The following is a 14701-nucleotide window of genomic DNA, read 5'->3' as shown; positions in this document are numbered from 1 at the left end:
CTCCGGTCAGGAGGTCCAGAAGTCCCACCAGCGGGTCAGGATCAGCATGCCGATCACACCGGTGTGCAGGACGGGCAGCACCCAGGTGAACTCGTCGAGGAAGCCGCGCAGCCAGGCCGGCGCGGGCAGCAGTCCGTGGCGGACGTTGTGCGAGGTCACGTACCAGAACATGAAGATCGTGGCGACCCAGGCCAGGCAGCACCACAGGCACAGCGCGTTGATCTCGTACAGCGACTGCTGCATCAGCCAGGTGCAGAATCCGACACCGAAGAGGGTGCCCGCGTTGAAGGTCAGCCAGTACCAGCGGCGGAACCGGGCGCCGGCGAGCAGGCTCATGCCGACGCAGACCACGATGCCGTAGGTCACCAGGCCGAGCATCGGGTTCGGGAAACCGAAGGCCGCGGCCTGGTCGCTCTCCATGACGCTGCCGCAGGAGACCACCGGATTGAGGCTGCACCCCGGGGTGAAGGTGGTGCCGGCGATCTTCGCCTCGAGGATCTTGAACTTGTCGATCGTGATGACCCACGCGGCCAGCACACCGGCGGCGCCGGTGACGACGAGCAGCCAGGCGAAGGCCCTGCCGGCGCCGACCCCGCGCCCACCGGGCGCGTCATCGTCGGTGGGCACGTCTTTGGCCGCTGCACTCGTCATTTCGCCGTTCCATCGCTCCGGGGCTGCTGGGCACGGCCATTCTGCCGCACCGCTACGGATCCTCTCCGTTCGATCCGGATAAGGAAGATCCGGTCGGGCCGGCCCGCCGGACCCGTAACAGCGCGGGGGCCCGGGGCAGTTGTCCGCCCCGGGCCCCCGCGACCGCCGTTGCCGGCCGGGCCGCGCAGCGTCTCAGCCGAGCAGGGCGCGCAGCCGGGTGAGGACCTCGGCGACGGGCACCGGCTCCTGCTCGCCCGACTCCATGTCCTTGAGCTGGACCACGCCGTCGGCGAGATCACGCTCGCCGGCGACGATCGCGTACCGGGCGCCGCTGCGGTTCGCGTTCTTCATCGCGCCCTTGAGGCCCTTCCCGCCGTACGAGAAGTCGGCCGCGACGCCCGCCTTGCGCAGGTCGGTCACGATGCCGAACAGCACGCGCCTGGCCTCGTCGCCCAACGGCACCGCGTACACGCTGGTGGCGGCCGGGATGTCGAGCTCGACGCCCTCCGCCTCCAGCGCGAGGACCGTGCGGTCCACGCCGAGCGCCCAGCCGACGGACGGCAGCGCGGGGCCGCCGATCATCTCGGACAGGCCGTCGTAACGGCCGCCGCCGCCCACCGCGGACTGCGAACCGAGACCGCCGTGGACGAACTCGAAGGTCGTGCGCGTGTAGTAGTCGAGGCCACGCACCAGCTTCTCGTCGTCCTCGAAGGCGACGCCCGCCGCGGTCAGCAGCTCACGCACCTGCTCGTGGTACGCCTTGCACGCGTCGCACAGGTAGTCGCGCAGCATGGGGGCGCCGGCCAGCTGCTTCTGCACCGCGTCGCGCTTGTCGTCGAGGACCCGCAGCGGGTTGATCTCGATACGGCGGCGGGTGTCGTCGTCGAGGTCGAGGTCGCGCAGGAAGTTCTGCAGGGCCTCGCGGTAGACGGGACGGCACTCCTTGTCGCCGAGCGAGTTGAGCAGGATGCGGAATTCGCGCAGACCGAGCGAGCGGTACGCCTGGTCGGCCAGGATGATCAGCTCGGCGTCCAGCGCCGGGTCCTCGGCGCCGATCGCTTCGGCGCCGACCTGGGAGAAGTGCCGGTAGCGGCCGGCCTGCGGCTGCTCGTACCGGTAGTACGAGCCCGAGTACCAGAGCTTGACCGGAAGATTGCCCTGCCGGTGCAGGTTCGCCTCCAGCGCGGCGCGCAGCACGGACGCCGTGCCCTCGGGCCTCAGTGCCAGCTTGTCGCCGCCCTTGGTCTCGAAGGCGTACATCTCCTTGGTCACGATGTCGGTGGACTCACCGACACCGCGCGCGAACAGCTCGACGTTCTCGAAGCCGGGGGTCTCGACGTAGCCGTAGCCGGAGTTTCGCAGCGGGGCCGCGATGGCCTCGCGCACCGCGAGGAACGTCGCGGAGCGCGGCGGAAGCAGGTCGTACGTGCCTTTGGGGGCCTGGAAGGTATTCACCTGTGGAGTCTCGTCACATTCCTCGTCGGGGAGCGGGCCGACCGCTCCCTTGGCCGGCGGCCACTTCCCGCAGATACGGGTTGGTGGCGCGCTCGCGGCCGATGGTCGTCTGGGGGCCGTGGCCGGACAGCACCACGGTCGAGTCGTCGAGGGGCAGGCACACCCGTGCCAGCGACTCGAGCATCTCGTCCATGTCGCCGCCGGGCAGGTCCGTGCGTCCGATGGAGCCGGCGAACAGCAGGTCGCCCGAGAAGAAGACGGACGGGACGTCCGCCGACTCGGGCATCTTGAAGGTCACCGACCCCTTGGTATGGCCGGGCGCGTGCGAGACGGAGAAATCGAGGCCCGCCAGGCTGAGCGCGGCGCCGTCGGTGAGCTCCTTGACGTCGTCGGGCTCCCCGACGGTGAGCTCGCCCATGAGCGGCATCCCGATGGAGCGGCCGAGTGCCTTCTCCGGGTCGCTCATCATGTAGCGGTCCTCGGGGTGGATCCAGGCCGGGACGTCATGGGCGCCGCACACAGGGACGACGGACGCGACGTGGTCGATGTGCCCATGGGTGAGGACGACGGCGACAGGCTTGAGCCGATGCTTCTTCAGCGCTTCCTCGACACCCTCGGTGGCCTGGTGGCCCGGGTCGATGATCACGCACTCCTCGCCTGCGGCGGGGGCGACCAGATAGCAGTTGGTCCCCCAGGCCCCGGCGGGGAACCCGGCAATAAGCACGATCGTCCTCAGTTCGGTCGTCGTCGGTCGGCCGCTGCGTGGTTTGCAGTGGATTGCAGCAGATCAGAGCCTACCGGCGCTGCTCATCACACAGCCAACCCGTATACGGTACGGGGCAAGCCCGGCGGTCGGCCTCATCCGACGTACGCGCCTTGAACGACCTTCGACCCACGAGTTACAAGGAGAAGACCCGGTGGTCAGCAGCGATCAGCGACGGCGGCAGCTCGCCAGGGAGAAGTTCGAGCGCCAGCAGCAGCGCAGGGAGCAGGCGCGGAAGAAGGCCAAGGTCCGCAACTCCGTGATCGCGGCGGCGCTCGCCGTGGTGCTCGCGGGCGGCGGCGCCGTCTACGCGCTGGGCCTCACCGGGGAGGACAAGAAGGACGACGCCGCGCCGCTCGATCCCCCGCCGAGCGCCTCCCCTTCCGAGAGCAGCACGCCGGCACCGGCGATGGCGATCGACAAGAAGGCCAAGTACTCCTTCCAGCTCAAGACCGACCAGGGTGACATCGCGATCGCGATGGACGCCGCGAAGACGCCGCACACGGTCAACTCGTTCAAGTCGCTGGCGGACAAGGGCTACTTCGACGGCACGAAGTGTCACCGTCTGACCACCCAGAACATCTTCGTGCTGCAGTGCGGCGACCCGAAGGGCGACGGCACCGGCGGTCCCGGTTACACGATCCCCGACGAGAACCTCGACGCGCTCGGCAAGGCAGGCGCCGACGGCACGGTCACGTTCCCGGCGGGCACGGTCGCGATGGCGAACACCAGCCAGCCCGACTCGGGCGGCAGCCAGTTCTTCCTCGTCTACAAGGACACCAAACTTCCGCCCACGTACACGCCGTTCGGCACCATGGACGCGAAGAGCCTCAAGGCCGTTCAGGACGTGGCGAAGGCAGGCGTCGAGGGCGGCGGCGCGGACGGTCCGCCGAAGAAGGCCGTGACCATCGAGAAGGCCACCGTTCCGAAGGTGTAGCCGGGCAATTTCGGCCGCGCTGAGTGCGGACAGCCGGGTGGCCGGTCGCCTAGATTGGGCGTTGTACGGCGCGTGCTGGACGCGCGCCGTGGAGGGCGGGCGAGGCCCGTCCGGGAAACTGTGGACGATGCCCGGGGGACGAACCCCTCGTCGGCATCAGGTTGAGGAGGCGCTGTGAGCAGCGACCCGTGGGGCCGCGTCGACGAGACGGGCACCGTGTACGTGCGTACTGCCGAGGGCGAGCAGGTCGTCGGATCGTGGCAGGCCGGGACTCCAGAGGAGGCTCTGGCCTACTTCGAGCGCAAGTACGAGGGCCTGGTGGTCGAGATCGGCCTCCTCGAGCGGCGCGTGAAGACCACCGACCTGTCGGCCAAGGACGCCCAGGCCGCCATCGACCATCTGCGTCAGCAGGTGGACGAGCACCACGCGGTGGGCGACCTCCAGGCACTCCGGGTGCGGCTCGACGCACTCGTGGCGACGGTCGAGAAGCGCCGTGAGGAGCGAAAGGCACAGCGGGCGAAGCAGACCGACGAGGCACGCAAGGCCAAGGAGGCCCTGGTCGCCGAGGCGGAGGAGCTGGCCCAGAGCGAGCAGTGGCGGTCGGCGGGCGAGCGGCTGCGTGCGCTGGTGGACACCTGGAAGGGCCTGCCCCGGCTCGACCGGAAGTCCGACGACGAACTGTGGCACCGGTTCTCGCACGCGCGCTCCGCGTTCTCCAAGCGCCGCAAGGCGCACTTCGCGTCGCTGGACGCGCAGCGCGAGGAGGCCCGCAGGACGAAGGAGAAGCTGGTCGCGGAGGCCGAGGCGCTCTCCGGTTCCACGGACTGGGGTGTCACGGCGGCCCGGTACCGGGACCTGATGGCGCAGTGGAAGGCCGCCGGCCGTGCCCAGCGCGAGGCCGAGGACGATCTGTGGAACCGCTTCCGCGGCGCCCAGGACGTGTTCTTCGCCGCCCGCAGCGGCGTCTTCGCCGAGCGGGACGCCGAGCAGACGGAGAACCTCAAGCTCAAGGAGGAGCTCGCGGCCGAGGCGGAGAAGCTGGTGCCGGTGACCGACCTGAAGGCCGCCCGTGCCGCCTTCCGTTCGATCAACGAGCGCTGGGAGGCCATCGGCCATGTGCCGCGGGACGCCCGTCCCAAGGTCGAGGGCCGGATGCACGCCGTGGAGCGGGCCCTGCAGGAGTCCGAGGAGAACGAGTGGCGCCGGACGAACCCGGAGGCGCGTGCGCGTGCCGAGGGTCTGACGGGCCAGCTCCAGGCAGCCGTCGACAAGCTGCGCGGCCAGATCGACGCCGCCCGCGCGTCGGGCAACAACGCACGGGCCGACAAGCTCGCCAAGGAGCTCGAGGGTCGTCAGGCGCTGCTGGACCAGGCGCTGAAGGGCCTGCACGAGTTCGGGGGCTGAGGCCCGGCCGTCCGTGAGTGACGAAGGCCCCGCGCAAGTGGCGCGGGGCCTTCGTCGTGCTCGGGGGCCGGATCGGGGTCGTCGTGCTCGCGGTGCGGGCCCTCCCCCTCGGTCCTACGGTCGTCGTGCCGAGGTCACTCGGTAGACGTCGTAGACGCCCTCCACGCCTCGAACGGCCTTCAGGACATGGCCCAGGTGCTTGGGGTCGCCCATCTCGAAGGTGAAGCGTGAGGTGGCCACCCGGTCGCGGGAGGTCTGCACGGCCGCCGAGAGGATGTTGACGTGCTGGTCGGAGAGGACCCGGGTCACGTCGGACAGCAGACGGGACCGGTCGAGTGCCTCGACCTGGATGGCGACGAGGAACACCGACGACTGGGTCGGGGCCCATTCGACGTCGAGGATCCGCTCGGGCTGCTGCGAGAGCGAGTCGACGTTGACGCAGTCCGCGCGGTGTACGGACACGCCGCTGCCGCGGGTGACGAACCCGATGATCGGGTCGCCCGGCACCGGTGTGCAGCAGCGGGCCAGTTTCACCCACACGTCCTCGACGCCCTTGACCACGACACCCGGATCGGCGCTCTTGCGGCGCTTGCTGCGGCCGTGGGACGGCGGGGTGGACTCGGCGAGGTCCTCGCTGGCGGCCTCCTCGCCGCCGAGCGCCTGCACGAGCTTCTGCACGACGCCCTGAGCGGCCACATGGCCTTCACCGATCGCCGCGTACAGCGACGAGATGTCGGGGTAGCGCATCTCGTGGGCGAGGGTGACCAGGGAGTCCCCGGTGAGGATCCGCTGGATCGGCAGGTTCTGCTTGCGCATGGCACGCGCGATGGCGTCCTTGCCCTGCTCGATGGCCTCGTCGCGGCGCTCCTTGGAGAACCAGGCGCGGATCTTGTTGCGCGCCCTCGGCGACTTGACGAAGCCCAGCCAGTCACGGGACGGGCCCGCGCCCTCGGCCTTGGAGGTGAAGACCTCCACCAGGTCGCCGTTGTCGAGGGTCGACTCGAGCGGCACCAGCCGCCCGTTGACCCGAGCCCCTATGGTCCGGTGACCGACCTCGGTGTGCACCGCGTAGGCGAAGTCCACCGGGGTGGCGCCGGCGGGCAGCGCTATGACGTCGCCCTTGGGCGTGAAGACGAAGACCTCGTTGCGGGAGAGGTCGAAGCGCAGCGACTCCAGGAACTCGCCGGGGTCCTCGGTCTCCTTCTGCCAGTCCAGCAGCTGCCGCAGCCACGCCATGTCGTTGACGGTGTCCTGGCCGGCCGTGCCCTTGCCGGCCTTGGGGACGTCGGTGCGGATCTTGGAGGCGCCGGCGACGGTCTCCTGCTTGTACTTCCAGTGCGCGGCGATCCCGTACTCGGCGCGGCGGTGCATGTCGAAGGTGCGGATCTGCAGCTCGACGGGCTTGCCGTTCGGTCCGATGACCGTCGTGTGCAGCGACTGGTACATGTTGAACTTGGGCATCGCGATGTAGTCCTTGAACCGCCCCGGAACCGGGTTCCAGCGGGCGTGGACGGTGCCCAGTGCCGCGTAGCAGTCGCGGACCGTGTCGACGAGGACGCGGATGCCCACCAGGTCGTAGATCTCCGCGAAGTCCCGGCCGCGGACGATCATCTTCTGGTAGACGCTGTAGTAGTGCTTGGGCCTGCCGGTGACGGTGGCCTTGATACGGGCGGCGCGCAGATCGGACTGGACCTCGTCGGTCACTATGGCGAGGTACTCGTCGCGCTTGGGCGCCCGCTCCGCGACGAGACGGACGATCTCGTCGTACATCTTGGGGTAGAGGATCGCGAACGCGAGGTCCTCGAGTTCCCACTTGATGGTGTTCATGCCCAGGCGGTGGGCCAGGGGCGCGTAGATCTCGAGCGTCTCGCGGGCCTTCTTCTCCTGCTTCTCCCGCTTGAGGTAGCGCATGGTGCGCATGTTGTGCAGCCGGTCGGCGAGCTTGATGACCAGGACGCGCGGGTCCTTGGCCATGGCGACGACCATCTTGCGCACGGTCTCGGCCTGGGCGGCCTCACCGAACTTGACCTTGTCGAGCTTGGTGACGCCGTCGACGAGCAGCGCGACCGAGTCACCGAAGTCCCGGCGCAGCTGGTCGAGGCCGTACTCGGTGTCCTCGACCGTGTCGTGCAGAAGCCCGGCCATCAGCGTCGCGGGGTCCATGCCCAGCTCGGCGAGGATGGTGGTGACCGCCAGCGGATGCGTGATGTACGGGTCGCCGCTCTTGCGCTTCTGCCCGCGGTGCCAGCGCTCCGCGACCTGGTACGCGCGCTCGATCTGCCGGAGCGTCGACGTCTCGATCTTGGGGTCGTTGCTGCGCACGATCCGCAGCAGCGGCTCGAGCACCGGGTTGTACGGCGACGAGCGCTGCACGCCCAGGCGTGCGAGACGCGCGCGTACCCGGTTCGAGGACCCGCCGGTGCGCGCCGTGCTCGGGGGCAACGGTTTGGGCGCCGTGACGGGGACCTGGCTCACTCGCTCGGGCGCGGCCGGCCCCGGCCTCTCCGTCCGCTTCGGCTCGGGCGTGACAGGGGATGCCGCGGCCTTCTCGGCCTTCTCGTCGGGCTGCGCGGCGGCGGGCTGGGCCTCGTCTGGCAAGAGCGCTCCTTGGGGGTCCCCCCAGACGGAGTCTGGGGGAGGGTCCGGGTCCCCCGGGTCAGGCCCGGAAAGGCCATGGTATCGACCTCGGCCGCCCCGATCGCGCGGGGAGGGGAGGCTGCTCACAACGCGAGACGGGCACCCGGTTGTTCCCGGGTGCCCGTCTCGATGGGTGAGCGGCCGAAGCTGTCGGTGAATCCGCAGCTCAGAGGCGCGTCAGATGGTGATCAGGGCCTCCAGCGGTGCCCCGGCGAGCGCCGGCTCGAGCCGGGCCCGGCCACCGAGGAATCCCAGCTCCATCAGGACCGCGACGCCGACGACCTCGGCTCCGGCCCGGCGGATCAGCTCGAGGGACGCCTCCGCGGTGCCGCCGGTGGCGAGGACGTCGTCGATGACCATGACGCGGTCGCCCGCGCTGAGGTCCTCGGCGTGCACCTCGATCTCGGCGGTGCCGTACTCCAGCTCGTACGCCTGGGAGAGCGTCGCCCCCGGGAGCTTGCCCGCCTTGCGGACCGGGATGAACCCCATGCCGGCGCGGACGGCGACCGGCGCGGCCAGGATGAAGCCGCGGGCCTCCAGGCCCACGATCTTCGTCGCGCCGTGCCGGACGCAGAACTCGGTGAACGCCTCGGTCAGCGCCGTGAAGGCGACCGGGTCCGCGAGCAGGGGCGTGATGTCCTTGAACATCACCCCCGGCTTCGGATAGTCGGCGACGTCACGGATGCGGCTGAGCAGCAGCTCCTGGGTGCTGAGCGTCATCAACGCCTGCCCGAGGGGCGGCCACGGCCGCGGCCGCGGGGTCCGACGACCGCGCCGGCGGGCGCGGCGCCGTCCGGCACCGCGTCGTCCGGGGCCTCGCCCTGCTGGTCCTCGCCGGCTTCGCCCCTGGCCTCCGCGGCCGCGCGCTTGGCGAGCACCCGCTTCTTCAGGGCCTTCATCTGCGGGTCGCGTTCCTTGAGGTCGGCGACGAGCGGAGTGGCGATGAAGATCGAGGAGTAGGCACCGGCCGCGAGACCGACGAACAGCGACAGCGAGATGTCGTTGAGCATGCCGGCGCCGAGGAAGCCGCCACCGATGAACAGCAGGCCGGCGACCGGCAGCAGCGCGACGACCGTGGTGTTGATGGAACGCACCAGGGTGCTGTTGATGCTGCGGTTGGCGATCTCGCTGTACGTGAAGCGGGTCTGCTTGGTGATGTCCTTCTGGCCTTCCTTGAGGCTGTCGAAGACGACCACCGTGTCGTACAGCGAGTAACCGAGGATGGTCAGCAGACCGATGACCGTACCGACGGTGACCTCGAACCCGACGAGCGCGTAGATGCCGACGGTGATGGTGATGTCGTGGATCAGCGCGACCAGGGCCGCCACGGCCATCCGCCACTCGAAGGCGATGGCCAGGTAGATCACGACCAGGAGCATGAAGACGCCGAGGCCGGTCCAGGCCTTGTTGGCGATCTGCTCACCCCAGCTGGGGCCCACGAGGTCGGCGTTGATGCTGGCGGCCTCGATGTTCAGGGCCTTGGCGAGCTCCGCCTGGACGCGGTCGGCCTCGGCCGTGTCCACGCCGCTGATCTGGATCCGCAGACCGCCGGTGCCCAGCTCCTGGACGATCGGGATGTGGTCGGAGATCTCCCCGGCCACCTCCGTGGCCTGGCTGACGCTCACGTCCGCCTTCGGGGTCGTGAAGACGGCTCCGCCCTTGAACTCGATGCCCATGTTGAGGCCCTGGACGGCGAGGGCGACGATCGCGGTGATCGTGATCAGGATGGAGACGCCGTACCAGACCTTGCGCTTGCCGACGAAGTCGTAACCGACCTCGCCCTGGTAGAGCCTGGCGCCGAGATTGCCGAGTCGCGACATCTCACGCCTCCTTCGGTTCGGTCGTCGGGGCGGTGGCGCGGCGCGAACGGCGCAGCGGCGGCTTGGCGCCGAGCCGCTTCGGGTCGAGTCCGGACCACGGGTGGCCGCTGGCGAAGAACTTCCGGCGGGCCATGAGCGTCATCACCGGCTTGGTGAAGAAGAAGACCACGACCACGTCGAGCAGGGTGGTCAGACCCAGCGTGAACGCGAAGCCCTGGACCTTTCCGACGGTGACGACGAACAGCACCGCGGCGGCGAGGAACGACACGAAGTCGGAGACCAGGACGGTGCGACGGGCGCGCGGCCAGGCGCGCTCGACGGCGGGACGCAGGGTGCGTCCTTCCCGGATCTCGTCCCGGATGCGTTCGAAGTAGACGATGAACGAGTCGGCGGTGATACCGATGGCGACGATGGCGCCGCAGACCGCCGGCAGGTTCAGCGCGAAGCCGATGGCCGGGCCGAGCAGCGTCATGATCGTGTACGTGAGGATCGCGGAGACGGCGAGGCTCAGCAGAGCGATCAACGACAGGCCGCGGTAGTAGACGACCAGGTAGATGATGACCAGGGCGAGGCCGATCGCACCGGCGATCAGACCGGCCTGGAGCTGCTCGCCACCGAGGGCGGCGGTGACGGTGGTGACGCTGTCCTCCTCGAAGGACAGCGGCAGCGCGCCGTAGGACAGGATGTTGCCCAGGTTCTGGGCGGAGTCCTGGTCGAAGTTGCCGGTGATCTCGGCGCTGGCGCTCAGGGTCTGGTTGACCTGCGGGGCCGAGACCACTTCACCGTCGAGGACGATGGCGAACTGGTTCATCGGGGGCTGCTGCTGCGACAGCCGGCTGGTGATCTTCTGGAACTTCTTGGCACCGGCCTCGGTGAAGTCCATCGTGACGATCCACATGCCGCGCTGCTGGTCGAGCTGGCCCTTGGCGTCGTCGACGTCCTTGCCGTTCACCTCGGCCGGGCCGAGGATGTACTTCTCCCACTCACCCGCGCTGTTCTTGCCGCAGGCGACGGCCGGCTCGGTCGGCTTGACGTTGTCGCCGAGCGTGCCGCGGGCCTTGTCGTCGGTGCAGTCCAGCGTGGTGAACTGCTTCTCCAGCGCCGCGGTGGCCGGGTCGGCCGACGGCGTCGGCACGGGGCTCTCACCGGGCTTGGGGCTCTCGGACGCCTTGGGCGATCCGGACGCCGAGGCCGACGGGCTGGGGGTGGCTGCCGGGGCCTTCAGGCCCTCGGTGACCGCGCGGCCCTGGGTGGTGGCACTGGGCGACGGTGTGCCGGACGGGGAACCGGACGGCGGGGTGGCCGTCTCCTTGTCCTTGTCGTCCTTGGGCGCACCGCTGGTCGAGGCGCTCGGCGAGGGCTCCGGGGCGGCAGGACCGCCGGCGGCGACCGTCAGCACGGGCCGGAAGAACAGCTGGGCGGTGGTACCGACCTGCTCACGGGCCTGCTCGGAGTTCGTGCCCTTGGGGATGTTCACAATGATGTGACTGTTGCCCTGGGTCTGAACCTCTGCCTCGGAGACACCGAGACCGTTGACACGGCGCTCGATGATGCCGACCGCGGTGTTCATGTTGGTCTCGTTGACCGCGTTCTCCTGGCCAGGCTGGTTCTTGGCCTCGAGCGTGATGGTCGTACCGCCCGCCAGATCGATGCCCAGACGCGGCGTGAGCTGACCGGCCCAGAACATCCCGCCCGTGAGCGCGACCATGGCGATCAGGATCAGAGCCAGGGCACGCCCCGGCTTGCCCTGAGCCCCCGCGGGCCTTCGGCCCCTGTTCGGTGCTGCCACCTTCTCGTTTCTCCCTGTCCAACCGCCCACGGCGCAGGGTGTGCGCCCGGGGCGGCCACGAAGTGTTGTGGGGGCCTGCCCCCGCGATCAGTCGGCACGCCCGGGGGACCGCACGGACGCCTGCCGGCGCCGCCGCGGTCCCCGAATCGTGGCTACTTCGCGTCGGCCTCGCCGTCGGCCTTGCCGTCCTTCGGCTCGACGCCGTCCTTCTCGGCCGTGTCGCCGCTCTCGGCCTTGTCGGCCTTCTCGGTCTTCTTGCCGAGGTCGAGCTTGGCGTCGTCCGCGGGCTGGTCCGCGTCGTCGGCGCCGGTCAGCGAAGAGGCATCGTCGGGAACGGCCTCGGTGTCGGCCGAAGGGTCGTCGCCGTGGACGATGCGGTTGTACTCCTCGTCGGAGAGCACGGCCCCGATCGCGTTCTTCGCGAACACCAGGTGGACGCCGGGAGCGGCCTCGAGGAGGACCGTGTCGTCAGTGACCTCCTTGACGGTGGCGTAGAGGCCACCGATGGTCCGCACGCCGGTTCCGGGCTGCATCTGGTCGCGCATGTTGGCGGCCGCCTGCTGCTTCTTCTTGGCGGAGCGGGTCATCAGGAACATGGCCCCGATGAGCACGATGAAAGGGAGGAGGGTCAAGATATCCACGGGGGAATTCCTTCGCATGACCGCGCTGAGTGAGCGGCCGATCTACGGGGGTGGGCACGCCGACCTGTACGGGCGGCATCGGCGGAGTCTAAGCGAGTCCGCATCGATGGAACAACGCCCAGCATCCCACCGTGGTTCCTGGGCGTGCGAGTCTCCTCGCCGTCACGTCCCGAACAGACCCTGTTGTCCGCTTGCGCCGTGCGCCTGCTGGGGCGGGGTGAGCCCGAGGTGTGTCCACGCCGCGGGCGTGGCCACCCGGCCACGGGGAGTACGGGCCAGCAGTCCCTCTCTCACGAGGAACGGTTCGGCGACCTCCTCGACGGTCTCCCGCTCCTCCCCCACGGCCACCGCCAGCGTCGACAGGCCGACGGGCCCGCCGCCGAACAGCTTGAGCAGAGCCTGGAGCACGGCCCGGTCGAGGCGGTCCAGACCGCGGGTGTCCACCTCGTACACCTGCAGTGCCGCGGCGGCCACCTCGCGGTCGACCCGGCCGTCGGCCTCCACCTGCGCGTAGTCGCGCACCCGGCGCAGCAGGCGGTTGGCGATGCGGGGCGTGCCGCGGGAACGGCCGGCGATCTCGGCGGCGCCGTCGGGGTCGATCTCGACGTCGAGGAGCTGCGCGGACCGGTGGATGACGCGCTCGAGCTCGACCGGCTCGTAGAACTCCATGTGCGCGGTGAAACCGAACCTGTCCCGGAGCGGCGGCGGCAGCAGACCGGCCCTGGTGGTGGCCCCGACCAGGGTGAACGGCGGCAGCTCCAGCGGGATGGCGGTGGCGCCGGGGCCCTTGCCGACGATCACGTCGACCCGGAAGTCCTCCATCGCCATGTACAGCATCTCCTCGGCGGGCCGGGACATCCGGTGGATCTCGTCGAGGAAGAGGACCTCACCCTCCTGGAGGGAGGAGAGGATGGCCGCCAGGTCGCCCGCGTGCTGGATGGCGGGGCCGGAGGTGATGCGGATCGGCGCGTTCATCTCCGACGCGATGATCATGGACAGGGTGGTCTTGCCGAGGCCCGGCGCGCCGGAGAGAAGAACATGGTCAGCGGTCGCGCCGCGCTGCCGGGCGGCCCGCAGGACGAGGTCCAGCTGCTGGCGGACCCGTTCCTGGCCGACGAACTCGTCGAGCGTCCTCGGCCGGAGGGCCGCCTCGACGGCACTGTCCTCGGTGTCGGCGGAGGGCGCGACCAGCCGGGCGTCCGCGGCGGTGGTGGTCTCGTCTTCCCGGTTCACGTGTGTCTGCCTTCTCGGTGGTGGGTGGGGCGGGCAGGGGCTGCGGCCCCTCTCGGACAGGTCACCGCGCCCGGCTCAGCGACTGGAGCGCCGCCCGCAGCAGCGGGCCCACCTCGGGGGCCGCCCCCATCGCCTCGGCCTGGGGCGCCACCGCGGCGACAGCCTCGTCCGCCTCCCTGGTGGCATAGCCGAGGCCGATCAGTGCGGCGTGCAGCTGGTCCCGCCACGACCGGCTGACCGGGGCGCCGACGGCGGGGCCGGAGCCGAGCGGCTCGCCCAGCCGGTCCTTCAGCTCGAGCAGCAGCTTCTGCGCGCCCTTCTTGCCGATGCCGGGCACCGCGGTGAGCGCCTTCTCGTCGCCGGTGGCGACGGCGATCCGCAGCGCGTCGGGGCTGTGCACGGCGAGCATGGCCTGCGCCAGCCTCGGTCCGACGCCGCTCGCCGTCTGCAGCAGCTCGAACACCTGACGCTCGTCGTCGTCGGCGAAGCCGTACAGCGTGAGCGAGTCCTCACGGACGACGAGCGAGGTGGCGAGCTTCGCGTCCTGGCCGATCCGCAGTTCGGAGAGGGTGTTCGGGGTGCACTGGACGGCCATGCCGATGCCGCCGACCTCGATCACCGCCGTGGTCGGTGCGAGCGCGGCGACGGGGCCGCTCACGAAGGCGATCATGCGGTACGTCCTTTCGATGCGTACGTCGTGCGGTGCGCGGCGACGGCTTGCTGGAGGCGGTTCTGCGCGGGAGCGCGCCAGATGTGGCAGATGGCCAGGGCGAGGGCGTCCGCGGCGTCGGCCGGCTTCGGCGGGGCGTCGAGCCGCAGCAGCCGGGTCACCATCGCGCCGACCTGCGCCTTGTCGGCCCGGCCGCTGCCGGTGACGGCGGCCTTGACCTCGCTGGGGGTGTGCAGGGCCACGGGGATGCCGCGGCGTGACGCGCACAGCATGGCGACGGCGCTGGCCTGGGCGGTGCCCATCACCGTGCGCACGTTGTGCTGGCTGAACACCCGCTCCACGGCCACGAATTCGGGCCGGTGCTCGTCGAGCCACTGCTCGATGCCCTGCTCGATGGCGACGAGCCGGGCGCCCAGCTCGGCGTCCGGCGGGGTCCGCACGACGCCGACTCCGCGCATCGTCAGCGGACGGCCCGCGACGCCTTCCACCACGCCCACGCCGCACCGGGTCAGCCCCGGGTCCACGCCCAGTACGCGCACGCGCCCCTCCCATCGTTCATCTGTTTGTGCAGGCTATCGGCTGCCACCGACAGAGCATGGCGGTACGGGACCGTCTCGCGGACCAGGCCCTTCATGTCCGCGTCGAACGCGATGGGGTAGATGTCCTGGTACTTCTTCGGCGGGTTCTCCGCGTAGGCGATG

General features: G+C 70.2%; 14 protein-coding genes. 2 read left to right on the top strand and 12 right to left on the bottom strand.

Going from position 1 to position 14701, the window contains the following annotated elements; genetic code table 11:
- Positions 1-6 precede the first annotated feature (6 nt).
- The 3 genes from AB0K36_RS16605 to AB0K36_RS16595 form a co-directional block, all read right to left on the bottom strand.
- The gene (locus AB0K36_RS16605) at positions 7-651 is read right to left on the bottom strand and encodes a vitamin K epoxide reductase family protein (protein WP_364594268.1); all 645 of its coding nucleotides are present in this window, start codon (positions 649-651) and stop codon (positions 7-9) included.
- A 192-nt stretch (positions 652-843) separates the two neighbouring features.
- On the bottom strand, positions 844-2106 hold the full coding sequence (hisS, locus tag AB0K36_RS16600; protein ID WP_364594265.1) for a histidine--tRNA ligase: 1263 nt from the start codon (positions 2104-2106) through the stop codon (positions 844-846).
- Between the two features lie 13 nt (positions 2107-2119).
- Complete coding sequence (locus AB0K36_RS16595) at positions 2120-2830, bottom strand: MBL fold metallo-hydrolase (RefSeq protein ID WP_364594262.1); 711 nt, start codon at positions 2828-2830, stop codon at positions 2120-2122.
- Between the two features lie 193 nt (positions 2831-3023).
- Between AB0K36_RS16595 and AB0K36_RS16590 the strand changes: the two genes are divergently transcribed.
- On the top strand, positions 3024-3806 hold the full coding sequence (locus tag AB0K36_RS16590; RefSeq protein ID WP_364594259.1) for a peptidylprolyl isomerase: 783 nt from the start codon (positions 3024-3026) through the stop codon (positions 3804-3806).
- 174 nt (positions 3807-3980) lie between these two features.
- Positions 3981-5210, top strand: a complete 1230-nt coding sequence (locus AB0K36_RS16585; RefSeq protein ID WP_189473599.1) for a DUF349 domain-containing protein — start codon at positions 3981-3983, stop codon at positions 5208-5210.
- 114 nt (positions 5211-5324) lie between these two features.
- On the opposite strand, the gene AB0K36_RS16580 is transcribed toward AB0K36_RS16585, so the two are convergent.
- The 9 genes from AB0K36_RS16580 to AB0K36_RS16540 all read right to left on the bottom strand — a co-directional run.
- Positions 5325-7808, bottom strand: coding sequence for a RelA/SpoT family protein (locus AB0K36_RS16580; protein ID WP_435877873.1), 2484 nt, complete (start codon positions 7806-7808; stop codon positions 5325-5327).
- 216 nt (positions 7809-8024) lie between these two features.
- Positions 8025-8567 (bottom strand): adenine phosphoribosyltransferase, encoded by a 543-nt coding sequence (locus AB0K36_RS16575; protein ID WP_364594256.1) that lies wholly within the window; start codon positions 8565-8567, stop codon positions 8025-8027.
- A complete protein-coding gene (secF, locus tag AB0K36_RS16570; RefSeq protein WP_364594254.1) occupies positions 8567-9667 on the bottom strand; it encodes a protein translocase subunit SecF in 1101 nt (366 codons plus the stop codon). The genes AB0K36_RS16575 and secF overlap by 1 nt, the downstream gene beginning before the upstream one ends.
- 1 nt (position 9668) lies before the next feature.
- Entirely contained in the window at positions 9669-11456 is a 1788-nt protein-coding gene (secD, locus tag AB0K36_RS16565; protein WP_364594252.1) for a protein translocase subunit SecD, read from the bottom strand.
- A gap of 152 nt (positions 11457-11608) precedes the next feature.
- Complete coding sequence (gene yajC / locus AB0K36_RS16560) at positions 11609-12097, bottom strand: preprotein translocase subunit YajC (RefSeq protein ID WP_364594250.1); 489 nt, start codon at positions 12095-12097, stop codon at positions 11609-11611.
- 162 nt (positions 12098-12259) lie between these two features.
- A complete protein-coding gene (gene ruvB / locus AB0K36_RS16555; RefSeq protein WP_364594248.1) occupies positions 12260-13330 on the bottom strand; it encodes a Holliday junction branch migration DNA helicase RuvB in 1071 nt (356 codons plus the stop codon).
- A gap of 61 nt (positions 13331-13391) precedes the next feature.
- On the bottom strand, positions 13392-14000 hold the full coding sequence (gene ruvA / locus AB0K36_RS16550; RefSeq protein ID WP_364594246.1) for a Holliday junction branch migration protein RuvA: 609 nt from the start codon (positions 13998-14000) through the stop codon (positions 13392-13394).
- Positions 13997-14539 (bottom strand): crossover junction endodeoxyribonuclease RuvC, encoded by a 543-nt coding sequence (ruvC, locus tag AB0K36_RS16545; RefSeq protein ID WP_159693799.1) that lies wholly within the window; start codon positions 14537-14539, stop codon positions 13997-13999. Before ruvC ends, ruvA begins: the two co-directional genes overlap by 4 nt.
- Positions 14509-14701: hypothetical protein (locus tag AB0K36_RS16540; RefSeq protein WP_364594243.1), on the bottom strand; the 193-nt coding region annotated here is incomplete at its 5' end. The genes ruvC and AB0K36_RS16540, both read right to left, overlap by 31 nt.

The sequence above is a fragment of the Streptomyces kurssanovii genome (genome assembly GCF_040677245.1).
In the GTDB taxonomy this organism is placed as follows: Bacteria; Actinomycetota; Actinomycetes; order Streptomycetales; family Streptomycetaceae; genus Streptomyces; species Streptomyces kurssanovii.
Note: the sequence above shows the minus strand (reverse complement) of the source record. Positions and strands in the feature narration are given on the sequence as shown.